The organism is Rudaea sp. 3F27F6, assembly GCF_005503555.1.
Taxonomy (GTDB): domain Bacteria; phylum Pseudomonadota; class Gammaproteobacteria; order Xanthomonadales; family Rhodanobacteraceae; genus Rudaea.
In genome coordinates, this window is record NZ_SCNG01000006.1 from 244,789 (window position 1) to 269,528 (window position 24,740).

Here is a 24,740-nt window from a genome sequence, read left to right on the forward strand (position 1 = left end):
ATTTTTGTTCTACTTGAAACATTGTTGCAATGCAAATTGCAATAGAGTTTCAGGGTACCTATGCTCGTCCAGCGTCACGGACGCGCACCACACGCTCATCTCCTCCCCTCGTTGCGAAGCCTATCCATCTGCGGAGAGTCGTCTATGTGCCAATACCGAATCCTGACCTTGTCCAGCGTGCTTGCGCTGTCGTGCTTTCTCGGCGCGGCCGGCCACGCCGCTGAAACCGCGGCCGCGCCGGCCGATCCGAATCCCGCGGCGGCGGACGCGCAGGCTGCGCCGTCCGATGCACCGGCCATCACCACGGCCGATGCGAAGAAGACGCAGAGCATGGAAGCGGTCGTCGTCACCGGGCGTGCCGGCGTGGACGCGCGCACCAAGGAGCAGACCAGCTATTCGATCACGACGATCAGCGAGGAGCGTCTGCGCCTGCAGGCCCCGACCAGCGTGACCGAGTCGCTCAAGTCAGTGCCGGGATTCTGGGTTGAGGCGACCGGCGGCGAAGCGAGCGGCAACGTGCGTGCGCGCGGCATTCCGGTCGACGGTTTCGGCTCGATCAACCTGCTCGAAGACGGCCTGCCGATCCAGCATGATCCGTCGCTCGGCTATCTCAACGGTGACCAGGCGTTCCGTCTCGACGAAACGATCGACGGCATTGAAGTCGTGCGCGGCGGTCCGTCGTCGCTGTTCTACTCGAACGCGCCGGCCGGCGCGGTCAACTACATTCCACGCCAGGTCGGCAACGAGGCGTCGGGCCTGTTCAAGTACACGGTCGGCGACTACGGCCTCAACCGCGGCGATTTCTGGTACGGCACGCCGTTCGGCGACGGCTGGAAATTCTCGATCGGTGGTTTCTATCGCAAGGACGACGGCATCCGCGATCCGGGCTACACCGCGGACCGCGGCGGCCAATTGCGCGCGACGATCTCGAAAGAGTGGGATACCGGCAAGTTCAGCTTCGATCTGAAACGCTTGGTCGATACGGTGTACTTCGACCTCGGCATCCCGATGCGCACGTATCCCGACGGCAAGATTAAAGCGGTGCCGGGCTTCGACGGCAACTACGGCACCGTCGCCGGCCCCGAGACGAACCACATTACGCTGACCGGCCCGAACGGCAAGCCCTACTCCTATACCAACGACACCGGCACCCAGGTGCATCGCACTCAGGCGACGTGGAAGTTCGAGCAGGAATTCGGCGACAACTGGAAATTCAGCGACAGCCTGCGCATGAGCGATACCAACACCGTGCGCAACGGCATGTTCCCGAACCAGCTCAACTCGGGCCAGGGCATCATCAACACCGCGCTCGCTGCCAAACCGAGCCCGCTATCGCTGTTCCCCGGTGCTTCGGGACTGCGCCTGCGCTACGTCGATTCGCCGTCGACCTATTTCGACCTCGCCAACCAGAACGGCAACGGCCTCGCGATCATCGGCGGCCTGCGCAGCGTGACGTCGCCGACCGACGAGATCCTCAACGACGCGCGCGTCTCGACCAAGTTCGACTTCGGCGGCCAGCACGACTTCACCCTCGGCTACTACCTCGCCCACGTCAATTTGAAGTTCGACCGCTATTCCTCGACCGTGCTGCTCGACGTGCAGAACAACGCGCGCCTGCTCGACCTGGTTGCGGTCGACGCGAACGGCAACGTGCTCGGCAGCGTCACCCAGAACGGCATCTATCAGAACGGCTACGAGTGGGCCAACGCCGGCGGCAGCCAGACCACGAACGCGGTGTACTTCAGCGATGAGTGGCAAGTCAGCGACCGCCTGCGCATCGACGGCGGCGCGCGCTACGAGCGCGTCGAGTTCAACGGATCGAACGAGGTCAAGCAGAAGGTCAACTACGGTGGCGGCTTCCCGAATTCGCAGGTGCTCACCGGCACCGGCCAGTTCCTGCGCTTCGATCGCGACTTCAACAAGGTCGGCTGGACGCTCGGTGCGAACTATCAGTTCGACGAGCGTTCCGGCGCGTTCGCGCGCTGGACCAAGGCCTTCCGTCTGCCGAACGTGAGTTCGTACATCGACAATCCGTTCGCCACGCCGATCATCCAGACCATGGACCTCGGCGAAATCGGCTACAAGTTCGCCAATCGCTGGCTCGAGTTGTACGCGACGGGCTTCTACACCAAGTACAACAACGTCGGCTTCTCCACGGTGGTGTTCGACCCGAACAATCCGAACGTGCCGGGACCGAACCAGACCATCTACGCCAACACCAAGACCTACGGCCTCGAACTCGAAGGCGGCATCTATCCGGTCGACTGGTTCGACATCACCTTCAACGCGACGATCGAAGATCCGAAGTACAAAAACTTCCTCGGGTACAACAACGTCAACGGCAAGCCGGTCGCGTTCAACTACAGCGACAATCAATTGATCCGCGTACCGAAGAACAGCATCCGCATCGTGCCGGGCCTGAACCTGCTCGACGGCAAGCTGCGCCTGCAGGTCAGCGCCGAGTACGAAGGCGCGCGCTACGTCGATGCGGCCAATACGGTGCGCCTGCCCTCGTACAAGACCTACAACGGCAGCGCGAGCTACCAGGTCGACGACCGCTGGACCGTGTTCGGCTACGTCGACAATATCAACAACTCGCAGGGCCTCACCGAAGGCAATCCGCGCGCGGGCGAACTCGCCAACAACAATCCGCTGGCGAATACCTTCCTCGCACGTCCGCTGCTCGGCCGCACTTATCGCGTGTCGGTGATGTACAAGTTCTGATCAACTAAGACGCCGGCCGCCGCTGCGGCGGCCCGGCGTTCCGAAACGATGCTGCCCCCGGCACGGACGGCCGGGGTCGAAATCGCAGGGATGCGCTGGATGTCCCCGTGATCGACTGTTCTCTCGCTTCTCACGATACCCGGACCGGCAGCCCGGTTCTTCCGGCGATCAGCCATCGCAGCTCATCCTCGCGTCTGCGCTCAAGGCTACCTGTTCTCTCCGTCGCCAACGCTGTCCTCGCCGTGCTCTGCTTGAGCGCTGCGTTGTTCTCACACTCGGCTTGCGCCGCCGACAACGGCTGCGATCTCTCCGCAGCCAACGCGGCCAAGGCCGGCGGCGAAGCCTGCACACGCGCGTGGATGGACCACAATCTGCGCCTCAACGATGTCCAGGTGATCGGCACCCACAATAGCTATAAGCTGCATATGCCGCCCGAGGAATTCGCCGCGCACAAGGCGCATGACGCGCACGGTGCCGACGGTCTCGACTACGGCCATCGTCCGCTCCGCGAACAGCTCGATCTTGGCATCCGTCAGCTCGAACTCGACGTTTGGGACGATCCCGAAGGCGGCCGCTGGCTGCATCCGCCCGGCGCGCTGCGCCAGGGCTACGCGACGCCGCCGTGGCCGCCCGCGCAGGCCGCGCTGATGGCCAAGCCCGGCTTCAAGGTCATGCACCTCGCCGATATCGATTTCCGCTCGAACTGCGTCACTTTCGTCGCCTGCCTGAGCGCGATCCGCACCTGGTCGGCTGCATATCCGCGCCATCTGCCGATCATGATTCTGATCAACGCGAAGGACGGCAAACTCGGGCCCGGCTCCGTGCCGGCACTGAAGTTCGACACGGCCGCGTTCGACCGGCTCGACGCGGAGATCCGCAGCGTGTTCAAACCGGCGCAACTGATCACGCCCGACGAGGTGCAGGGCAAGTATCCGACCTTGCGCGAAGCCGTGCACGCGAACAACTGGCCGAGCCTCGGCCGCGCACGCGGACGCGTGCTGTTCGTGCTCGACGAGAGCGACGACAAGGTCGCGCTGTATCGCGGCACGCGCGCTTCGCTCGAAGGCCGCGCGATGTTCCCGACGATCAAGGAAGATTCGCCTGCGGCCGGCTATATCACGCTCAACGATCCGCTTGCTGATACGGCACGCATCCACGCCGACGTCGCCGCGGGCCTGCTCGTACGCACGCGCGCCGATGCCGACACCGTCGAGGCGCGCAGCGGTGACACCAAGCGCCGAGACACCGCGTTCGCGAGCGGCGCACAATACATATCGACCGACTATTTCGAGCCCGACTCGCGCTTCGGCTCTTACCGCGTGCGCTTCGACGGCGGCGCGATTGCGCGCTGCAATCCCGTGCGCGCGGCGGAGAAATGCGCGGGCATTCCGATCGAGTGAACGACAAAGTGAAATTCTATACTTTCCTGCTGTTTGCCCTGTTTGCGTCCGTCGTCCACGCCGAGGGCGGCGACAAGCCCGATCTAACCCTGACCGGCAAGCTCAGCGGCAAGGACAACCAGACCTACAAACTCGTGCCGTTCGACGTGCCGGCCGGCGTCGATCGCATCACGGTCGATTTCGCCTATACCGGCCGCGAGGAAAAAACCACGATCGATCTCGGCCTGCTCGGCCCCGGCGGTTTCAAGAACAACGCGTTCCGCGGCTGGAGCGGCGGCAACAAGAGCCGCTACACCGTGTCCGCAACCGACGCAACGCCATCCTACGTGCCCGGCCCGATCACGCCGGGCCGTTGGAACCTGCTGCTTGGCATTCCGAACATCCGCGAAAACGCGCATGCCGAATTCACCGCGAAAGTCTACTTTTCCAGAAACGGAAAAATTCCCGACCTGCTCGATGCACCGCTGCGCGCCGAATCGGGCTGGTACCGCGGCGATCTGCACATGCACGGCGCGCACAGCGACGGCTCGTGCACGCCGCAGAGCGGCAAGGGCAAGGTCCCCTGCCCGCTGTTCCTCAGCGCGCAGACTGCCGCTGAACGCGGCCTCGACTTCATTGCGTTGTCCGACCACAACACGGTGACGCAGGCGAATGCGGTGCGCGAGCTGCAGCCGTATTTCGATCGCCTGTTGCTGCTTCCGGGCCGCGAGCTGACCACGTTCACCGGACACGCCAATCTGCTAGGCACCTGGGTGCCGCTCGATTTTCGCGTCGGCAGCGCCGAGGTGCCCGACTGGAACGCCCTGCTGCGCAATGCGGCAAAGCTCGGCGGTTTCGTTTCGATCAACCACCCGATCCGTCTCTCGGGCGAAGTCTGCATGGGCTGCGGCTGGACCGCGGAACCCGAAGTCGACATGCGCCTCGTCCAGGGCATCGAAGTCGTCAACGGCAACGACGCCGACACGCTGATCTCAGGTATTCCGTTCTGGCAGGCACGTCTCGACAAAGGCTTCCGCCTCACCGCGGTCGGCGGCAGCGACGATCACAACGCCAAACAATGGGGCGAAAGCCGCGGCCATGTCGGCATCGGCACGCCGACCACGGTGGTGCATGCCGCCAACCTGTCACAGCGCGCCGTGCTCGATGCGCTGCGCGCGGGGCACGTCTTCGTCGACGTGTTCGGCAGCAAGGACAAGCATCTGGAGTTCACCGCGAAAATCGGCAACGTCGACGCCGAGATGGGCGACGTGATCGCCGTAGCGCAAAACGCCAAAGTGGATTTCTCGGTAAAGACCGCCAACGCCGCCGGCGGCAGCGTCGAGATCCTGATCGACGGCAAACTCGCCAATGTGATCGATCAACCCAAGATCGCCACCGCCGCACAAACCTTCGCCTTCACCTGGAGCGGTGACGGCCAGCGCCACTGGCTGCGCGCGAATGTGCGCGGCGCCGACGGCAAGCTCGTACTGGTCGGCAATCCTGTCTATGTGAACTTCAACACGGTTTCCGCCGTGCACTGATGGCGCAGCGCGTCGCGACTTGCGCGATGCAAGTCGCTACCATCGCGCGGATGACGCCAGCCCGCACCATCGCCAGCGCGAAGCATCCGACCGCCGCGACCAAGACGACGCGGCATCAGCATGCCGATGCGCGCTATACCGCCGCGGTTATCCCGACGACGATTCTCGCCGTGATCGCGCAGCTCGCCGATGCGGAAGGGCTTGCGGTCGAACCCTGGCTCGCCGGTCTCGGCATCACGCGCGCGCAGATCGACGACGCGTCGGTGCGCGTGTCGTACCGGCAGGCGAGCATCATCATCAAGCGCGCGTTGCGCTCGGTGCCGCGCAGCGGCTTCGGCCTCGAGGTCGGTGCGCACCAATCGAGCGGCACGTTCGGCGTCATGGGTCTGGCGATGATGACCGCGCGCACGTTCGGCGACGCCGTATCGATCGGCCTCGAATTCGCCGACATTACCGGCGCGCTGATGGACGCGGAGCTTGAGCATCCGAATGAACGCGATGTGGCGCTTGTGGTGCGGCCGAGATTTCCCGACGAGGAGATTCTGGTTTTCCTCTGCGAAGAATTGTTCGCAAGCACGCTGCAGCTCGCGCGCAGCATAGTCGGACCCGCGTTCAAGCCCGAGCGGCTCGAGCTCACCTACCCGGCACCGCCGCATGCGGGCGAGTACCGCAAGCTGTTCGACTGCGAACCGCGCTTCGGCGCGAGCCGCAACCGCCTCGTCGTCGGCGCGCGCTGGCTCGAGATGCGTCTGCCGACACATCATCCGGTCAGCGCACAGCAGGCGCTGGCGATCTGCCGCGAGCAGGCCGCGCAGATCAAGCGTCAGAGCGAGATCGTCGCCTCGGTCGAGCGCATCCTGCGCCGCCGCCTTGCCGAACATCCGACGCTCAGCGAAGTCGCGTCGCACCTGAATCTCTCCGAGCGCACGCTGCGCCGCCATCTCGCCGCGGCGGGACGCGTCTATCGCGACATCCACGATCAGTTGCGCACCGAGCGCGCGCTCGAACTGCTCAGCGCCGGCGCGTTGAGCGTCGCCGATATCGGCAGCGAAGTCGGTTACTCCGACGCACGCGAATTCCGCCGCGCCTTCAAACGCTGGACCGGTGCGGCACCGACCGCGATGCGGCATCTCGCCGGCCCGCTGGAATGAGAACCTGCGGGCAAAACCACTGCGCTCGATGATCTGCGCGCCGACGGTGCCCGGAATCCCCAGCTATCTCGCCCGTCTCTCGCTGCGTTTCGAGAACGGGCTCGGCGAGCTGCGTGGCGCAAACGGCCATTCGACGATGACCGATTTACCCCCCAAGATGGCCCCTCGCCCCCTATCGTCAAACGTTCGTTTGGCGCACATTGCCGAGCTGAAATTTCCGAGGAGAACCGCCATGCGCAAGCTAGCCGTCGTCGCCTTGTGTGCCCTTGCCGCCGGCTGCGGCACGGGGTCGAGCCCGCCGCAACCCGTCAGCGATGCGGACGCCGCGTTCGAGAAAAAACTGCAGGAGCAGTTCCTCGACGCGAAACCCGGCACGGTCATCGAGATTCCTCCCGGCAAGCATCAATTGCAGCGCGTGCTGACCTTGCGCGCGAACGGCGTGACCGTGCGCGGCGCGGGCGCGGACAAGAGCATCCTGTCGTTCAAGAACCAGGTCTCCGGCCCCGAGGGTATGCTGGTCTACGCCAACGATTTCACCATCGAGCATCTGGCGATCGAAGACTCGAAGGGTGACGGACTCAAGATCAACGACGGCGAGAACATCACGATCCGCGACGTGCGCGTCGAATGGACCGCCGGCCCGTCGAAGGACAACGGCGCCTATGCGATCTATCCGGTCAAGTGCAAGAACGTGCTGATCGAGGATTCGGTTGCGATCGGCTCGCGCGACGCCGGCATCTACGTCGGCCAGTCGCAGGACATCGTCGTGCGCCGCAACCGCGCGGAGAAGAATGTCGCCGGCATCGAGATCGAGAATTCGATTCGCGCCGACGTCTACGAGAACAACGCGACCGGCAACACCGGCGGCATTCTCGTCTTCAATATGCCCGACCTGACCCAGCACGGCGAGCATGCGCGCGTGTACAAAAACAAGGTCATCGCCAACAACCTCGGCAACTTCGGCGCGAAGGGCACGGCGGTCGCGAGCGTACCGGCCGGCTCGGGCATCATCGTCACCTCGAATCCGAAGGTCGAGATCTTCGACAACGACATCGCCGACAATCGCACGGCCAACGTCATCATCGCCAGCTACTACATCACCAACTTCGCCGACAAGAAACCGACCGAGGGCTACGATCCGTACCCGAAGTCGATCTACATCTACGGCAACCGCTTCTCGGGCGGCGGCGATTCGCCGGACGGCCTCGACTGGAAAGCGCTCAAGGTGTCGATGTTCGGCATCAGCGGCCACTTCCCCGACGTGCTTTGGGACGGTTTCGTCGACACCAAGATCATGACCAACGGCCAGTACCCGGCCGAGCAGCGCATCTGCGTGCAGAACGGCGAAGTCGAAGTGCTCAACGTCGACGGCCCGAACAAGTTCAGCAATCCGAAGGTCGGCAAGGAAGAATTCCATTGCGAACTGCCGAAGCTCGCCGCGGTCGAGTTGAAGGGCAAGGCTTGATGTCGTTCGCGTTTCGATCCGTGCGCGTCCCCTGCGCGCTGCTCGCGCTCGCCGCGTTCCTCGGCGGCTGCGCGCGCGCGCCGCAGCCGGTGCATTTCTTCGCCGAAGGCCGGCCCGGGAAACTCAGCGACTGGCATCTGGTCGAGGCGCGCGACGGCAAACTCGCGGCCAACACCGATGTCGTTCCGTACGATCTGAACACGCCGCTGTTCAGCGACTACGCGCACAAGTTCCGCACCGTATGGATGCCGAAGGGCAAGGCGGCGAAATACGATGCCGAGGGGCCGTTCGATTTTCCGGTCGGCACGGTGCTGACCAAGACCTTCTTCTATCCGCTGCCGAGCGGCGCTGCGCGCGACGCGAAGTCGGTTGCGCGCACTTACGACACCTCGCGCGATTTCGCCGGCGACCGTGCCGGCGAAAGTCTCGACTTGGCCAAGGTGCGCTTAGTCGAAACACGCGTCCTCGTGCGCCGCGACAACGGCTGGGAAGCGATTCCGTACATCTGGAACGCCGCGCAGACCGAGGCCGAACTCGCACGCACGGGCGATGCGATTCCGCTGGAACTGGTCGACGAGACGCCGGCGAAAGCAGAGCGCGAAGCGTTCGCCTACGTCGTGCCGAACGAGAACCAGTGCGCCGGCTGCCACGTGACCAACGTCAAGGCGAAGCAGATCGAACCGCTCGGACCGCGCGCGCGCCATCTCAACCGCGACTACGCCTACGCAAGCGGCAAAGAAAACCAGCTCGCGTATTGGACCGCCAAGGGTTATCTCACCGGCCTGCCGACAACGAACCTGCCGCGCGACGCCGACTGGCACGACACTGCGCAACCGCTGGCAGAGCGCGCGCGCGCCTATCTCGACGTCAATTGCAGTCACTGCCACAGCCCGACCGGTCCGGCCAACACCACCGCGCTCGATCTGCGCGCGGCCGCGACCGACCTGCGCCGCCTCGGCCTGTGCAAGCCGCCCGTCGCCGCGGGACGCGGCACCGGCGATCGTCTGTTCGACATCGTGCCGGGCAAGCCCGACGCATCGATCCTGCTTTACCGCATGACTTCAAGTGAACCCGGCGTGATGATGCCCGAGATGGGCCGCAACACAACGCATAAAGAAGGCGTCGAACTGATCCGCGAATGGATCGCCGCGACATCGGGGACTTGCGACGCCTGAAAAAACGACGAACTGAACTAGGGAGGCAGCCGTGAATAAAACTATACAAACGACACGATTGACCCGGCAGGTGCGCATCGCGCTCTTCGCCGGCACGACCACGCTGCTGGCGAGCGCGGCCACGTTCGCCGCCGAACCGGCCGAGGCTAACGCCGACGCGCAGACCCAGGCATCCGCGCAGAACGCGCAGCCGGCCAAGACCGACGATGCCGCGATGCAGCTCGGCAACGTCACCGTCACCGCGCAGAGCCGTTCGCAGCAGGTGCAGGAAGTGCCGATCGCCGTACAGGTGATCACGCCGGCGCAGATCGAAAAACTCGCCGCGACCGACATCTCGAAGATGGACATGTACGTGCCCGGCCTTTCGGTCAACGGTGACCAGCCGACCCAGCCGAACTTCAGCATGCGCGGCATCGGCACGGGCGATTTCGGCATCGGTACCGACGCGCCGGTCGGCGTCTACGAGAATGGCGTCTACATGGGCAAGACCGGCGGCGCGCTGCTGATGTTCAACGACATCGACCGCGTCGAAGTGCTCAAAGGCCCGCAGGGCACCCTGTTCGGCCGCAACAGCGCGGCCGGCGCGATCTCGGTGACGACGGCGACGCCGAGCGAGCAGTTCGAAGCCAACGCGCGCCTGCGCCTCGGCAACTACGGCGAGCGCTACGGCGACGGCGTGCTCAATACGCCGCTCAGCGACAACCTCGCGTTCCGCCTGAGCTTCGTCGACAACCAGAGCGACGGCTGGCTGCGCGACGCGCAAACCGGTAAGCATTTCTACAAGAACGACGACTGGGCCACGCGCATGCAATTGCACTGGAACGGCCCGGCCGATACCTCGGTCAACTTGGCTTGGGAACACGAGCGGCTCAAGCAGCCGCCGCGCGCGACCATCGGCGTCTCGCCGGTGCCGCCGTACCCCGCACTGCCCTCGCCCGTGCCCGACTACTCGACCTTCATCGATCCGCGCAACGCGCCGCTCTACAACGAAGCGGACGGCGCGCGCGAGACGCGCACCTACGACTCCTTCGTCCTGCGCGTCGAACACTCGTTGCCGTTCGCCGACTTCACCTCGTTGACCTCGTATCAGCGCTATCGCACCTACAACCGCGAGGCGCAGGAGGGCACCAACCGCCTCGACCTCTATTTCGACGACGTCAACATCGAGCGGCACAAGTCCTGGTCGCAGGAATTCAAGCTCGCCGGCAAGACCGATCTCGCCGACTGGGTTGCCGGCGTAAGCTGGTACAAGGACGACGGTCACCAGACCAGCCAGATCAACTTCTATACAAACAGCATCGACACGCTGGCGAACAATGTCTACGGCGCGACCGGCGGCATCTTCGGCCCGATCACGCAGTTCCTGCAGGCCAACGGTTTTTCGTACTCGCTGCTCGGCGACCCGTGGCAGGAGAACATGATCAACCGCAACACCGCCACGGCGGCCGCGGCCTACGGCGACGTGATCTGGCATCTCAGCGATCGTCTCAATCTGACCACCGGCGTGCGCTTCACCCACGACAAGCGCGACTTCAGCTGGTACACGCCGCCGCGCATCGCGCCGCAGCTCGATACCACCCTGTCCGCGCTGGCCGCGATCGGCGTGTTGCCGCTGATCGAGGCGCAACTGCCGCCCGGCATCAGCCTGAACCAGAACATCTACTTCACCGATCCGTCGGCGCTCAACCATCCGGTCGGCTTGAACCGCAGTTGGAACGACACCAGCCCGCGCGTCGTGCTCGACTACAAGCTCACGCCCGACGTGATGGTCTACGCTTCGGCGACCAAGGGCTATCAAGCCGGCGGTTTCAACGCGCTGCAGATCGGCACCGTGTACAAACCGCAGACCGTGCGCAACTACGAGGCCGGCATCAAGAGCTGGTTCGCCGACTACAAGCTGCTGTTCAACGCGTCGGTATACTATTACAAATATTCCAACCTGCCGAACCTGGTGCTCGTCTCCAACGGCGCCGGCAACGGCGACCTGCCGCAGTACCAGATATTGCCGAGCGACCAGGAAGCCAAGGGCCTCGAATTCGAAGCGCGCTGGCAGGCGACCGACGATCTGCGCCTCAATGCCTCCGTGGCGTACATCGACCAGACCTACAGCAACTACAAAACCTCGGCCGGGCTCGACCTGTCCGGCCAACCGACCGGCGTGCCGCAATGGTCGGCCGCGGTCGGCGCCGACTACACCGTGCGCAACGTCGCCAACGGCGATCTCGACTTCACCCTGCAAAGCGCCTACGTCGGCAAATCGCGCTGCAATGCCGATTCGCAAACGCAGGGACAATGCATCCCGACCCTGCCGTTCAAGGTCGGCGGCAGCCAGACCCGTACCGACTTCCGCGTCGGCTGGTCGTCACCGAACGTGCCGTGGAGCGTTGCCCTGTTCGTCAACAACGTGTTCGACAAACAGTACGTCTCCGGCCTCAACCGCATCGTCACCAATGTGCTCGGCGTGACCAGCGCGGGCATCACGGCACCGCGCATGTGGGGCGTCGAGGCGGCGTATCGTTTCTGATCGATAACCGCGGCTGCGCAAGCGCCGCGGGATTCGGAATGCAGGATACGGCTTCATCGTTCCGTCGAAGCCTGTATCCGATATGTTCGGCGCTCGGCCTCTCCTGCCGCGCCCACCCGGTATGGCGAGAGCATCTCGCCGTCAGCCTGTTCGCAAACGGCACTCAAGGTACTTTGCCAGCGGCCACCTACAACTACTCTGCGTTTGCTTTCGACCCGAACAGCCCATCGCAGCAGTTCGCATGAACGAATCAGGTAGCGCTTGAAGGATAGAGAGGTCTGCAAAAATAAACCGTCAGCAGGGCAGCGAAAGCGGCGGAAACAGCGAGCTCCAACGTCTGCTGCCGCGGGAAGTCCGGCTCGAACAACGACCAGATTATCGAGACGCCGGTAAAAACGCCTACAAAGCCCCAGCGACGAATCGGAACATCAGGCATCGAAGTAGCCAACGCTACAGCCGCAGCAAGTACGATCAGAAGCGCAGAAGGATAGCTCAAGATAAGCAAAATCCCCGCTGGAACAGAAAAAAGTACACCTCCTAAGAGTTCGATGGAGTCGCCGCCTACTGGCCGCATAATGAGAAGAAGAAATAGCGTTGGCGTTGCCAGCCCCAACGTGAGAAAGCCAATAACGCCGCGCAAGAATCGCGCTCTTGTCGGACCTGACATGCGACACCTAAGGCTTCAGCCAAGCGGCCGCTGCCGCAAGAGCAGCAGGATACTGCAAACCGTCACTCTGGCTTTTTGATCGCTGTCCTATTTTGGTTGCGTCGGCCGATGCCCGGCTCTTTGTCGACCGCCTTGTTCCGGGTATCACCTAACTGTTCGCGCAAGCGGGCCGCTCTGACGAGTTGAAGTATGCTCATGGGCCTGCGGCAACGACCGCTCAGCTCAAGCCTTGAAGATCCTCCGATGGTCATTCCGAAGCTTAAATCTCTTACAAGCCCCGACTTGGCAGCGCCCGCGTTACCCAATGACCTAGAAGAATTTTCAGTTCCATTCGAAGCCATCATCGGCCCCTCTTCGATTAGCGGTGGCGATCTCTTTTCATTTACCGTAGTTAATCCAGCATTTCTGCTCTCAAGCCCTCGTACTACGTGGGGACGTGGCCTACTCATTCTTCCAGAGTTTTCGTGGTCAACGGTTCAATTCTCGGTGGAGCGTCTCCTTACCCTGGCTATGCGACCTAGCTGGTCGGATGTAGCGAACGAACTCAATAAAACCCTTTGCTGGGAGTTCGACAACTATCAGCAGGTCAAGCTCTAACCTTCGCTCAGGCGTGTGCTTGTCAAAGACTGCGGTATCCCGGCACTCCTCGCGGCAGCGGCCGCTTAGCTTGAGCGTTGGGCATCGGTGGACGTCAACCTGCAAGTAATCAACGAGCCCACCTACTCCGTTGGTTCCGTTGACAATGTTCGGCGCTACGACCGGGAACTAGTGTTGTGCGGCTTGGATCGGCCGTCGTCAATCCACGGCATCATATGTCGCTCCTCACAAGACGAATCGTCCTGTGTTGTTGCCGCTAACGGCGGGGCATCGTGCGTACACGACCGATCAATCACTGTCGTAGGAGACAGGTGCTTCTTGGCGATTGGAGATCACATAGTCGCCTTTGATCTGCCCTCGCTGAGTGTGCTGTGGGCCAAAGCACTCGATGCGTTTACATGTTTCGGTGTGCTCTTCGTCCCCTCAGCCGCATGCATCATTGTCCACGGCGAACTGAAAATATCTTGTGTTTCGCTCGACGGCGAAGTTGTATGGAGTGCGGGCGGCCGAGACATCTTTTCGGGGCCACTTCTCATAGAAGGCGACCAAGTCCTTGCGGAGGACTTCAATGGCGAGCGGTATTCCTTCGCGCTCGATTCCAGACAGAATTCAGGCCCCGATATCCAGTCATTCGCTCAAGTGGGTCGCTGCGACGGGTTGCAGTATCCTAATGCCACTCACGGCAGCCGCCGCCCAGCCCAAGCGTTAGCCCTTATGACCGATTACCGCACTATCTTGAAGAGAGTTGGATTTGTTTGGATCGCGTTCGGTTTAGTAGACATTGTATTCATGATCTACAGCATCGCTCGTGGGCAGAGTTATTCGTCGAGCTTCAACCTGTTTACTGTGGCCGTTGGTGCATTTCTTGTCCGCGGCAGCCTTGGAGCCACAACACTTGTCGTGTGGCTTTCCGCCTTCGCGCTCGCTTCATTCATTGGATTCCTTCTCACTTTTCCGTTTTTGCAACCCGTAGAGCTGCTTCTTGCCGAAGCCAAACTCAATCCTGGCGCTTCAACGGTTGCGTGGCTTATGACGATAGCTGTCCTGGCGTTGCTCGGCTGGAGTTACAAACAACTACGCTCTACTCCGGTTTTGGAGGCGCGCAAGGCCGATGGTCGTAGTACGGCGATGCCAAAGATTGCAATCGGCTTAGGCATAGCTTTCGTTGCCTTCTTGGTCACCATTATCAGCATGACACTTCATGGTGCTGTGGGCACTAAGGCCGTCGAACTAGCGAGGCAGAAACTTGGCCCGGGTTACAAGTACTCCACTCAGTCGTTTTCAAGCGGCGGGGGACACACCAGTGCAATCGTGGCCGCCTACAACAACGACGAGATCAAATATGTGCCTGTGGAGTGGAGCGAATGACGGCTAACGATTCCCTCAAACTCGCCGCTCTTGTTGAATTCATTGCTCACGGCGCGGGACAGAGAAATCACCGACATCAGCATCTGGTGAATGAGTCGAACATGCTCAGGTAAAGCTTCGGTGGAAATTCTGGCACTGATGCCTAACTGTTCGCTCAAACGGATCGCTGAGACAGGCTGCGATATCTCGATACCTCTTTCGGCGGCGACCGTCTAGTTCAAGCTTTAAGGCATCGGATTCGACATGAAACACAACAAGATTGAAAAACTTCTTAGCCGGCTCTGCGCAGAGCTTGGCTTCTGCCTTACTCCTGAGCAGAAAGAGCATATGACCAGCTTGTTTCCGCATTCTGTCGAAGCATTTACTGACGCAGTATTTGTAGCGGAAGGCCTTGACCCTAAGCTTGCCGATAGACATCTGTGGCGTCAGGTTAGAGATCATGTGAGCCAATGCTTCAGGGAGGTAAAGGTCGATGCCTAGCTATTCGCTCAAACGAACCATATTGACGGATTGGGGCATCCTGCCACTCATCGTGGCAGTGCCTGCTTCGTTCAACAGATAACCGACGCATGTTGTCTCGCCCCACTCCAGAAGAAGTAATTTCAGCGATTCATGCCGCATTTCGCGATGTAGGCCGAGCCGATGGAGTTTCGCTGCACGAGTCGACAGTAATTGACAAATTCGATACGAGCGACGAATGTGCGGCCGCTACGCCGCTTGATGTCCGACGAGAGTGTTTAGTACTACGCAAATAACACTGTGGCACAACGTGCGCTTGAGTCACACTGGGCGCACTACCTTCCGGCCAGTGGTCACTGATCGGATCGCGAGATCAAGAGCAGCGTAAAGTATTGCGTTACCTCAAGATTGAGCAACTGCGCCGCGCTCCAACCACCATAGCGCCGCGGCGACAGCAAGCCATGCGAGGAAGAACGGCCAACGCGGCAGTGGTCGGTCGCGTGTCGCGGTACCCATCGCGGACGAAGTTTCGCCCACGAGTGCATACGTCGCACGCACAGTGCTAGCCGCAGCCAACGCATGCGCTTCGTCGCGGGAACGCACATAGAACGGCCAGCGCATACCGCCGTTGAGCAGGCTGTGCCACCCGGCCATATCTGGCCAGTACGCCGCGCAATGCGTCGTAGCGTCGACGATCAACTCGCTATGCGCACCCGTTGTGCTCTCAATCGCAGCCGCGTCGGTAACGCCACAAAGCACGGCGCGCTCATCGATACGCGCCGTTAGAGGCAAGCTAGGCGAAGCGGCACCGCGTGTGCGCGCGACCGCAGCCAGCGCATCGCCCCACAAGGTGCCGAATCCCGCGCTCGCGCCGCCGAGGCTCAGTTTGTAGCTGTCGGCGAGCAGCCATAGTGCGACGCGACCGCTGCCAAGATTGCGCGACCAGGCCAGCGTCGAACCATCGTCGGCGCGCAACAGCGATGCAGCATCGGGCGACGTCACCGCAAAAGCGCGACGCGAAAACGTCAGCGCCGCGTCGTCGCGACCGAGCAGGCCATCGATCCGCACCGCCGATGGCGGCTCGGTTGATTCCAATCGATACCCCAACTCGACCCACTCCGCCGCAACCGCCGCCGGCAGTGGTCCGGTCACGCGCAGCAGCAGGCCAAGCCCGTCGCGCACGGCGGTGATGAGCGCTTTCTTACTTTGCGCGTCGAGCGCTGCCCAAGCGCGCTCGTCGACGATCGCAACATCGGCACGCCGCAGCGTCTCGCCGTCGAGCGCCGGTGTACCTTCGGAGTACGTCACGCCTTCGCTCAACATCATGCGGGTGTCCGCGGCGAGGCCGGCGTCGGCGGCCCAGCGGCGCAGATACTTGAGTTCCGCATCGGGCGCGCCGGCGAGCAGCAGGATGCGCGGCGGCACGTTCGCGCGCGCAGCGAGCGGCACCGTCACCGCATCGATACGTGCGCCGTCGCGATCGAGCACGTTCAGCGCGAACAATACGGCACCGTCGCCTTTCGCCGCAGCACGCAGATCGAAACGGCCCTGCGCATCGAGCGCACGCGTCGCTACCACCGCACCCGACGGATCGCGCAACTCGACGCGGCCGCCGTCGACACTTTCGACACGACCGCCTAGACGCCAAACACTGCCGGCACTTACATTGCCGGGGATCTCAAGCTCCACTACTCCACGCGACAGGGGCGCGGCGTCGAACGCAGCGACGAGACCACGCGCGGCATCGATGTCGCGTGCCGGCAGGCCGCCACCGACGATGCGCAGACGGCGTGCATCGGCATGCCGACGCAGGGCCGTGCCAAGATCGGGCGCGCGCTCGATCGCGCGGCCGGCATCTGCACCAGGCAGTGCGACGACACTCGCCGCGGGCGACAGCTGGGCCAGTTGCGCCGGCGTCGCGCCCGGCGTCAGCACGATGAGTTCGTCGCTCGCGAAGCGCTCCGGCAAGGTCGGCGGAAACAAGCTGAAGTACAGCAGCATCGCCGCAGCAATCTGCAGACCGATGCGCAGCGTGCGATGGCGCGACGCATGACGACTGCGCACGACACCGAGCAAAACGGAGAACACCAAAACGCCCGCGACGATGGCCGCTGTGTTCATCGCGCACCTCCCGCGTCCGATTGCAGCGCATCGAGATAGGCACGGCCGGCCGCATCGGGCGTAGCACGCGCCGCGCCCGTCGCAGCCGGCGCCGGCAGCAGCGGCCAGAGCAAGGCGCGCAGCGAATCGCGGCACTCTGCACAAGCAGGATCGCGCCGCGTACGATCGATCGCTGCAAGCACGGCAAGCGCATCGGGCAGGCTTGCCTCGCGCGCACGCAGCCATTCTTCGGCGCCGCTCCAGTCGATCGCGTTCGCATCCGCCGCATCGCCGCGCTGCAACCCGGACCACAGGCGCGCGAGCGGCGCATCGTCGATCGTCGCCGCGGCGAGCGAACCGCTGCGGTCTTCCACGCCTTTGCGCTCGCCGCTAAGGCGGCGCGCTTCGTCCGGTGCCGGCAGTTCGAGACCGACGCGTTCGAGATAGATGCGCGTCGACTGCTGCACACGCTTGATGAAGTCGAGCGCTCGGTATTCGTAAGGCAGCGCTTCGTCGGGGCGTCCCTGGCGCAGATGCAGCTCGGCTTGCCACATCTCGGCGAGCGCGGATTTGAGCGTCGCCTTGGTTTCCGCATCGAGCAGAGTCGCCGCCTCGGCAATGTCGTGCACATGGCCGAACTCGGCGACGATGTCGCCTTCCTTGCCGAACGTCGCCGCCTCCTGCCCTGCACGCGGCGCATGCGCATGCTCGTCATGATCGTCATGCTCGCCGCCATGTTCGTGTGCGGAGTCTGCAGCCTGCTCGGCAGCTTCGGCGTGCTGGGCATGCGTTTCGGACTCTTCGCCGAGAAATTGGCCGTAGCGCAGGCGCAGAATTTTCTGATCGACGCCGATCGCGTCCGAACGTGCAAGGAATGCTTTGTCGTCGAGTTTCGGTTTCTCGCTCTGCAGGGCTTCGCTGTCGATGATGATCTGACGTTGGCTGCGAAAGTAGGCAGGCATCGTCTTCTGCACAACGCCTTCGAGCCCCGCACTTTCCTGCGACGCCTGCGCAGGCCAGCGCAGGATAAAGCTGGCGCTGCGCGTGATGTTCGGCTTTGGCTCGCGGTTGTCGCTGACGGCGAGGCGCACGACCACGTCGTCGCCCTGGGCGACACCGAGCGCGGCGAGATCGAGTCTGTGTCGGTAACGCTGATGCTTCACACCGCCGTCGGCGCCGACCGGTTCGCCTTCGAGCGCGACAGTCTGTTCCTTGAATTTGACGTTCTCGCCGCTGCCTTGCGCGAGGGTGATCTGCAGTTCAGCGGCGGCGATGCCGTAGTCGTCGTCGGCCTCGAAGGCGAGATACCAATTCTTCTGCTGTGTGTCGAGCACGGTCAGGGTCTTCTCCGGTTCGAGTACGCGTATCTCGGGCGCGCGATCGGCGATCGCGTCGAGCCGATGCAGGCGGTCGTCGGCCGGCGGCGGCACACCATCGAGCGCGATGCGGTACAAGACCGATGCGTTCAACGCGCGCTCGCCGTGCCAGTCGGCGCCGTCGCGCGTCAAGGCCATGCGGCTGCCATCGTGGAAGACCAACGCCGCGGCTTGCGGCTCGGGATCGAAGCGCAGGCTCCAGCGCAGACGCGAACCTTCGGGCGCTTTCACATCGAGCGAGGTTTCGTCGCTCGGCGTCACATGCGTGTAGGCCGGTGGTTCGACGGCGATGCGCGTGCGCACGAGCGCTGTCGCCGCGGCCGCGTTGTGCGCCGTCGCGCTGCGTTGTTCGGTGTCGCTACGCGCACTCGGCTGCCATGTCGCGGCAGCGATGAGCAGTACCAGCGCCACACCGCACGCCACGAACAGGCGCGGCCACGGCCACGCCGGCCGCAAGTCGAGATTGATTTCCGCCAGGCATGCGTGCACGCGCATCTGCTGCAGACGTTGCAGCTCCGACAAAGCGGCGCCGTCGTGAAACAGCAGGGCCGCGCTGTCGTCCATCTGCACCGCCGACGCGTCGAGACGGCGCGCGAGCCAGCCTTCGTCGACGCTGCACCAAGCACGCCACGCGATGGCCGCCGTTGCCGCCAATGCCAATACCACGACGACGAACGCGGCGATCGAGCCGCCGATCCGCGCAGCCAACACAGCAGCCGCAACGACGAGCGGCAGCGCGGCGAGCGCGACGATGGCGAGCTTGCGCTGCGCTGCGGTGCGACGCAGATGATCGAGAGCTGCCGTGCTCACGCTTCGCGCTCCGTGCGCGGCCAGGTCGCCACAACGCGCTCGAACAGAAACACCGCAGCGATCAGCAACGCGAGCCACGCATCGAGCGGACGCGCGGCGTGCAGCCGGCTCGCCTGCGAACCGGCGGTCGCGGCGTCCGCAGTCGGACGCATCGCGGCTGCCTGCGCCTGCGTTGGTGCCGACAGCACATCGCCGAGTACGACGCGCAGGCGCTCAGGGAAATCCGCATCGAGCAGCATAGGCAATTGGTCCGGCGTCAACGCGCCGGGCAGTGCGATCAAACGACCGTGGCCGTTCGCCACAGTGCGCGCAAGTACGTTGCCGGTCGCGTCGCGCCAGAGCGGTTCGCCTTCGTTGCCCGGATGATTTGCCGCCAAGGCGACGCCGCCCCGGTCTAGCCAGCGATTAAGTACGGACGACGACGGCGCAAGCCAGATCAAAGCATCGCTCGTCTCGGCGACCGGCGCCTCGGCCGGCTGCGCATCGAGTTCGCAGTGTCGCCTTCCGCTTTGATTCCATGCGACAACGGCCGCGCGCAGATAGCGCAGCGAGTCTTCGCTTTGCGCCGCGTAGCGCACAGCAAGATGGAATGGCTTGCCCGGCACGGCTGGCCGATCCGGCATCTTTCCGGGCACGACGCGCCATTCGACTGCACGCGAAAGCCGCGGTTTTTCGCCGTCGAGGCCGGAAAGAGTTTCGGGCACGACGACGGTCAGCGCGACACCGGGCGGCAATTGCGCATCGAGTTCGCGCAGCAAACTTGCCGTGGCGATCTGCGCCGGCGCTTCGGTCTCGTCCATGCGCGGAAAGCCCGGCGCGAGGCGATGCCATTCGCTGTCGCCGGCACCGGCCGCGGCGCGCGCGTCGGCCAGTGCGACACCGGGCGCGACCACGGTCCAGACGCGCGTCGGCGGCGCGTCGCCGTTCCATACCGGCCGCGCAAGCAGGAGCGCGAACAAGGCCAGCAGAACGAGGCGCATCAACAATAACCACGGCCGCTCGAAACGCAGGCGGCGTTGCGGCCGCATGCGTTCGGCAACCCAGCGCAGCGCGGCGAAGTCGGTGGTCTTCAGTTCAAGCCGGCGCACGAGATGGATCAGCAGCGGCAGCGCGAGTGCGGCCAAAGCGGCAAGACCGAGCGGAGCGAGCAAGGCGAAACTCATGCCGCTCCGCCCCCGCCGCTCGCCCGCGTGGCGCCTGGCGCGAAGAACGTGCGCAGCGGTTCGTCGAGCGGACGATCGAGCACATATTCGACGTGACGGATGCCGGCCGCACCGAAACGGCGCGCAAGTTCGGCGCGCGCGGCGGCGAAGCGTTCGAGGTAGTCCTTGCGCACTGCACTGGCTTCGACGCGGCGCTCGGCGCGGGATTCCGGATCGCGCAAACGATGGCCGCCGGCGAACGGAAAATCGCGCTCCTCGGCGCTCAGCATCTGCACGGTCAAAACCTCGCGCCGCGCCGCGGCAAGGCGCAGTGCGAGTTCGACCGCTTCGTCGTCGAAGAAATCCGAGAACATCACGACGACGGCCGACGGCTGCACGCGTTCCCAGAGCGGGCGCAGCGCAGCGGCTTCAGGCCAGCGGCCAGCGGCTTGCAGACGCGCCAGTTCGAGAAGACAACGATCGCGTTGGCGCGAGCCGGCGCCGGCAGGCACGAACGTCGGCGCCGTCGCGGCCAGAGCAATTAGGCCAAACCGATCCCCCTGCCGCAGCGCCAGCTCGAAGACACAGGCGGCCAAAGTCTTTGCCGCGTCGAGCTTGGCGTAGCCGGGCCGCGCCGCATCGGCCTGGCGCATCGACGCGCTCGCGTCGACGATCGCCCAGGCGGTCAACGGGCTGTCGCGCTCGGCTTCACGGACGAAGTAGCGGTCCGAACGCGCGTAGAGTTTCCAATCGATGCGGCGCAATTCGTCGCCGGGCTCGTAAGCCCGGTACTGCGCGAATTCGAGGCCGGCGCCGCGACTGCGGCTCGCATGCTGGCCGAGCCCGTCGCCGCCGGCACCGCCGCGCGCGGCGAGACGCAGGTCGCGCAGGCGCGCGCGCAGCTCGGGCGGAATCAGCGAAGTCATGCGCTCAGGCGGGAAACGGCACCGACTTCAGCAGGGCCTCGATGACGTCGGCTGTGCCGCGCTGCTCCGCCTCGGCGGCGAACGAAAGCAGCAGACGATGGCTCAGCACCGGCGCCGCGAGTGCCTTGACGTCGTCGCGTGTGGCAGCGAGGCGGCCGTGGATCAGCGCGCGCGCTTTCGCCGCGAGTACGAGCGACTGGCCTGCGCGCGGACCGGCACCCCAGCGCACCCAGTCGCGCACGGCCTGCACCTCGCTGGTCTGCGGGCGCGACGCGCGCACGAGGCGCGTGATCCAGGCGAGCACGTCGTCGCCGACGTGCACTTCGCGCGTCAGCTTTTGCAATGCGACCACTTCTTCGCCGCTCATCACCGCGGCGATGTCGGCGCTCGCGCGTCCGGTGGTCTGGGCGAGAATCGCGCGTTCTTCGGCTTCGTCCGGATAGTCGACGCGGATATGCAGCAGGAAGCGATCGAGCTGCGCTTCCGGCAGCGGATAGGTGCCGGCCTGTTCGAGCGGATTCTGCGTGGCGAGCACGAAGAACGGTCGCGGCAGCGCATGCGTGGTGCCGGCATAGCTGATCGTGCGCTCCTGCATCGCTTCGAGCAGGGCCGACTGGGTTTTCGGCGGCGTGCGGTTGAGTTCGTCGGCGAGCAGCAGGTTGGTGAATACCGGCCCCTGCTGGAACTTGAAGTAGCGCTTGCCGGTGCCGTGGTCCTCTTCGAGGATTTCGGTGCCGACGATGTCGCTCGGCATCAGGTCCGGGGTGAACTGGATGCGGCGGAAATCGAGCGCGAGCGCCTGACCGAGCGAACGCACGAGCAAGGTCTTGCCGAGACCGGGCACGCCTTCGAGCAGGCAGTGGCCGCCGGCGAGCAGGCCGATCAGAAGCTGCTCGACCACGTCGCGCTGGCCGACGATGACCTGGGCGATCGCTTCGCGCAGCGCGCCGAGTTTGCCGAGTTGATGCTGGATGGATTGTTCGGTGATGGCGTCGTTCATAAGTCTGTTCAAATCTTACCTGGGTTCCCTTCTCCCGCCGGGAGAAGGTGGTGCGAAGCACCGGATGAGGGAAAAGTGCCGGGGATTCGCCGCGTATTTCCAAACCGCAAAGCCTTTCCCTCATCCGCCCTTCGGGCACCTTCTCCCGCGGGGAGAAAGAAAGCTAACTCGTCATCGCGTAGATGACGATGTTGACCGCGAACTTGGTGTTGTCCTCGGCGAGAAAGCGCTTGTTGTGCCAGTCGTAGTCCCATTCGCAGCCGTAGTCCTTGTTGCTGTAGAGCACGCCGAGGCGACCGTCGATTTCGATGCCCTTGAGATATTCGTGGACGAGATCGTCGCCCCAGCCGTTGAGCTCGAACGCGGTGTTCGGCGGCCCGTCGAATTTGAAGAAGGCGTCGTAGATCGCGTGCTTTTTCGGCAATTTCTTCAACGCGTCGGCGCCGAAAATCGACGCCATCTCGCGCTCGAAGGATTTGGCGAACAGGCCGTCGATGTCGTGGTTGCAGTCGTCGACGAAGACGAAGCCGCCGTTGCGCACGTAGCGCTCGAAGTTGCGCCGCTCGTCGGGATTGAACTCGACCAGTTTGTGCCCGGCGAGGTAGCAGAACGGCGCGCTGAGCATGCGTGCGTCGGCCAGCGGCAGCACGCGCTCTTTCGGATCGACACGCAGAGTCGTGTACTGAATCAGCGCGTCGAGCAGGTTCGCCGGCATGCGCTGATCGACGTTCCAGTCGCCCGACTCGTACATCAGGCGCGTGAACCAGAAGTCGTAAGAGCCGGGATTGGGGATTGGGGATTGGGGATTCGGTGAAGCGCCACGCCCACGCGCGTAAGGCGCTAGCGCGAGGCCGGCGAGCATCAGGCGGAGGAATTCGGCGCGAGTCATGAGGGAGAGCCGGGATTGAGGATTCGATGGCGTAGAGATTCAGTGACTGCAAGACCGTCGCTTTTCCAAATCCCCAATCTCCAATCCCGAATCTCAGCTATACCGCGTCCGACAGCGAGGTGAAGGTGAAGTCGCGCAGCTTGATCGCCGGCAGCATCATCGGAAATGCCAGGTCGAAGAAAAACACCGTGCGTTCGGCTCTGCCGACGTCTTCGACGTTGTTGAGCGCGATCACCGCGGACTCGTTGAAGCGAAAATTCTTGATCGGGTATTTGATCTCGCCGTTCTCGATGTAAAAGGTGCCGTCGCGCGTGAGCCCGGTCAACTGCATGGTCTGCGGATCGACCATGTTGACGTAGTGGGTGCGCGTAATCAGCAGGCCTTTGGCCGTCGACTTGACCAGATCGGCCGTGGACTTGTCGCCGCCGGCCATGACCACGTTGCCGGTTCCGCCGGTCGGCGTCTTGCCCTTCTGCGCCGCCCAGTAGCGCGAATAATGCAGCGCATCGACACGGCCGCGCGTCACCAGCGGCATGCGCCGGCGCGGCGTGTCTTCTTCGTTCCACGGCAGCACGGGCGCCTGCGCGTCCCACGGATCGGTATAAATCGTCACGCGCTCGTCGAACAATTTTTCGCCAAGGCGGGTGCCGCCGCCCTTCTTGCTCAGGAAACTGCGTCCCTCGTCGGCTTCGCGCGCGTCGAAACCGCCGTTCATCAGGAAGTACATGATCGGCATCAGCGCCTGCGGTTCGAGGATCACCGTGTACTTGCCCGGTTCGAGCGCCTTGGCCGCGATCGATTCCTTGGCCTTGCGCGCGGCGAGCGCGACGGCTTCCTTCGCATCGAAGGTCGAGACGTCGGCGCTGTTGCGCGCGACATAGCCCGAGCCGCGTCCGTCCGCGGTGCGCACGGTGCAGGTGAAATCGATCGTCGTGCTTTCCTGGTAGCCGAAGTTGCCCTTGCTGTTGGCGATCGCCGAGAACGCGTGCGTGTCGGTGAAGAAGCCGGCCGCGACGAGTCCCTGCTTGCGGCACGGCTCGATGCAGTCGGCGGCAACCTGGGCGCGATACTCGGGCGTCACCGCCGCGCTCTTGGCAACGAAGGTCTTGCTCGGCGCGTAGGTCTGTTTCTCGATCGCCGGCACGAACTCCGGATTGTCCGGCGCGAGATGCGCGAGTTCTTCGGCGCGGCGCACCACCGCCGCGAGCGACGCATCGTCGAAACGGTTGGTCGTGGCCGTGCCGACACGTTTGCCGAAGGCGACCTCGACCACAAGCTCGGCGTCGCGCACCGAGCCGCTGGTCGAGGCGGTGTTGGCCGCATAGCGCAGATTGCCGGTCTCCGCACCGTTCAATCTCGCCACGCATTGATCGGCCTTGGACTGGCCGATCGCCTTGTCGAGAATCGCCTTCGCGCCGCTTTCGCCGATCATGCCCATGAACCGCAA

Annotated in this window: 18 protein-coding genes; 10 read left to right on the top strand and 8 right to left on the bottom strand. The window is 63.8% G+C overall.

The window, feature by feature from the left end:
- Nucleotides 1-144 precede the first annotated feature (144 nt).
- The 7 genes from FFS30_RS20855 to FFS30_RS20885 all read left to right on the top strand — a co-directional run bounded on the left by FFS30_RS20855 (nt 145) and on the right by FFS30_RS20885 (nt 11,959).
- Nucleotides 145-2,724 (top strand): TonB-dependent receptor, encoded by a 2,580-nt coding sequence (locus FFS30_RS20855; protein WP_137915121.1) that lies wholly within the window; start codon nt 145-147, stop codon nt 2,722-2,724.
- A 251-nt stretch (nt 2,725-2,975) separates the two neighbouring features.
- Nucleotides 2,976-4,124 carry a phosphatidylinositol-specific phospholipase C1-like protein gene (locus FFS30_RS20860; protein ID WP_249352570.1) on the top strand — a complete coding sequence of 383 codons (1,149 nt, stop codon included), beginning with the start codon at nt 2,976-2,978 and terminating at the stop codon, nt 4,122-4,124.
- An 8-nt stretch (nt 4,125-4,132) separates the two neighbouring features.
- Nucleotides 4,133-5,644, top strand: a complete 1,512-nt coding sequence (locus FFS30_RS20865) for a CehA/McbA family metallohydrolase (RefSeq protein WP_249352571.1) — start codon at nt 4,133-4,135, stop codon at nt 5,642-5,644.
- Between the two features lie 50 nt (nt 5,645-5,694).
- Nucleotides 5,695-6,795, top strand: a complete 1,101-nt coding sequence (locus tag FFS30_RS20870) for an AraC family transcriptional regulator (protein ID WP_137915122.1) — start codon at nt 5,695-5,697, stop codon at nt 6,793-6,795.
- Between the two features lie 232 nt (nt 6,796-7,027).
- Nucleotides 7,028-8,260 carry a parallel beta-helix domain-containing protein gene (locus FFS30_RS20875; RefSeq protein ID WP_137915123.1) on the top strand — a complete coding sequence of 411 codons (1,233 nt, stop codon included), beginning with the start codon at nt 7,028-7,030 and terminating at the stop codon, nt 8,258-8,260.
- Between the two features lie 20 nt (nt 8,261-8,280).
- On the top strand, nt 8,281-9,435 hold the full coding sequence (locus tag FFS30_RS20880; RefSeq protein WP_249352572.1) for an SO2930 family diheme c-type cytochrome: 1,155 nt from the start codon (nt 8,281-8,283) through the stop codon (nt 9,433-9,435).
- 31 nt (nt 9,436-9,466) lie between these two features.
- On the top strand, nt 9,467-11,959 hold the full coding sequence (locus tag FFS30_RS20885) for a TonB-dependent receptor (protein ID WP_249352573.1): 2,493 nt from the start codon (nt 9,467-9,469) through the stop codon (nt 11,957-11,959).
- A 250-nt stretch (nt 11,960-12,209) separates the two neighbouring features.
- Here FFS30_RS20885 and FFS30_RS20890 read toward each other — a convergent pair whose 3' ends face one another.
- The gene (locus FFS30_RS20890) at nt 12,210-12,599 is read right to left on the bottom strand and encodes a hypothetical protein (RefSeq protein WP_137915125.1); all 390 of its coding nucleotides are present in this window, start codon (nt 12,597-12,599) and stop codon (nt 12,210-12,212) included.
- Nucleotides 12,600-12,815: 216 nt separating this feature from the next.
- Here FFS30_RS20890 and FFS30_RS20895 point away from each other — a divergent pair, with 216 nt between their 5' ends.
- From FFS30_RS20895 to FFS30_RS20905, 3 genes are all read left to right on the top strand, one after another.
- The gene (locus FFS30_RS20895) at nt 12,816-13,223 is read left to right on the top strand and encodes an Imm8 family immunity protein (protein ID WP_137915126.1); all 408 of its coding nucleotides are present in this window, start codon (nt 12,816-12,818) and stop codon (nt 13,221-13,223) included.
- Between the two features lie 318 nt (nt 13,224-13,541).
- Entirely contained in the window at nt 13,542-14,591 is a 1,050-nt protein-coding gene (locus tag FFS30_RS20900) for a hypothetical protein (protein WP_137915127.1), read from the top strand.
- Nucleotides 14,592-14,834: 243 nt separating this feature from the next.
- The gene (locus FFS30_RS20905) at nt 14,835-15,071 is read left to right on the top strand and encodes a hypothetical protein (RefSeq protein WP_137915128.1); all 237 of its coding nucleotides are present in this window, start codon (nt 14,835-14,837) and stop codon (nt 15,069-15,071) included.
- A 381-nt stretch (nt 15,072-15,452) separates the two neighbouring features.
- Here the strand turns inward: FFS30_RS20905 and FFS30_RS20910 are convergent, their stop codons facing one another.
- The 7 genes from FFS30_RS20910 to FFS30_RS20940 form a co-directional block, all read right to left on the bottom strand.
- Complete coding sequence (locus FFS30_RS20910) at nt 15,453-17,171, bottom strand: hypothetical protein (RefSeq protein ID WP_137915129.1); 1,719 nt, start codon at nt 17,169-17,171, stop codon at nt 15,453-15,455.
- Nucleotides 17,168-19,336, bottom strand: coding sequence for a DUF4175 family protein (locus FFS30_RS20915; RefSeq protein ID WP_171014770.1), 2,169 nt, complete (start codon nt 19,334-19,336; stop codon nt 17,168-17,170). Before FFS30_RS20915 ends, FFS30_RS20910 begins: the two co-directional genes overlap by 4 nt.
- A complete protein-coding gene (locus FFS30_RS20920) occupies nt 19,333-20,499 on the bottom strand; it encodes a BatA domain-containing protein (protein ID WP_137915131.1) in 1,167 nt (388 codons plus the stop codon). The genes FFS30_RS20915 and FFS30_RS20920 overlap by 4 nt, the downstream gene beginning before the upstream one ends.
- Nucleotides 20,496-21,404 carry a DUF58 domain-containing protein gene (locus FFS30_RS20925; RefSeq protein WP_137915132.1) on the bottom strand — a complete coding sequence of 303 codons (909 nt, stop codon included), beginning with the start codon at nt 21,402-21,404 and terminating at the stop codon, nt 20,496-20,498. Before FFS30_RS20925 ends, FFS30_RS20920 begins: the two co-directional genes overlap by 4 nt.
- 4 nt (nt 21,405-21,408) lie before the next feature.
- Nucleotides 21,409-22,404, bottom strand: a complete 996-nt coding sequence (locus FFS30_RS20930; RefSeq protein ID WP_137915133.1) for a MoxR family ATPase — start codon at nt 22,402-22,404, stop codon at nt 21,409-21,411.
- Between the two features lie 163 nt (nt 22,405-22,567).
- Nucleotides 22,568-23,155, bottom strand: coding sequence for a DUF4159 domain-containing protein (locus FFS30_RS20935; protein WP_249352579.1), 588 nt, complete (start codon nt 23,153-23,155; stop codon nt 22,568-22,570).
- 235 nt (nt 23,156-23,390) lie between these two features.
- Nucleotides 23,391-24,731, bottom strand: a complete 1,341-nt coding sequence (locus FFS30_RS20940) for a TldD/PmbA family protein (protein ID WP_137915135.1) — start codon at nt 24,729-24,731, stop codon at nt 23,391-23,393.
- Nucleotides 24,732-24,740 lie beyond the last annotated feature (9 nt).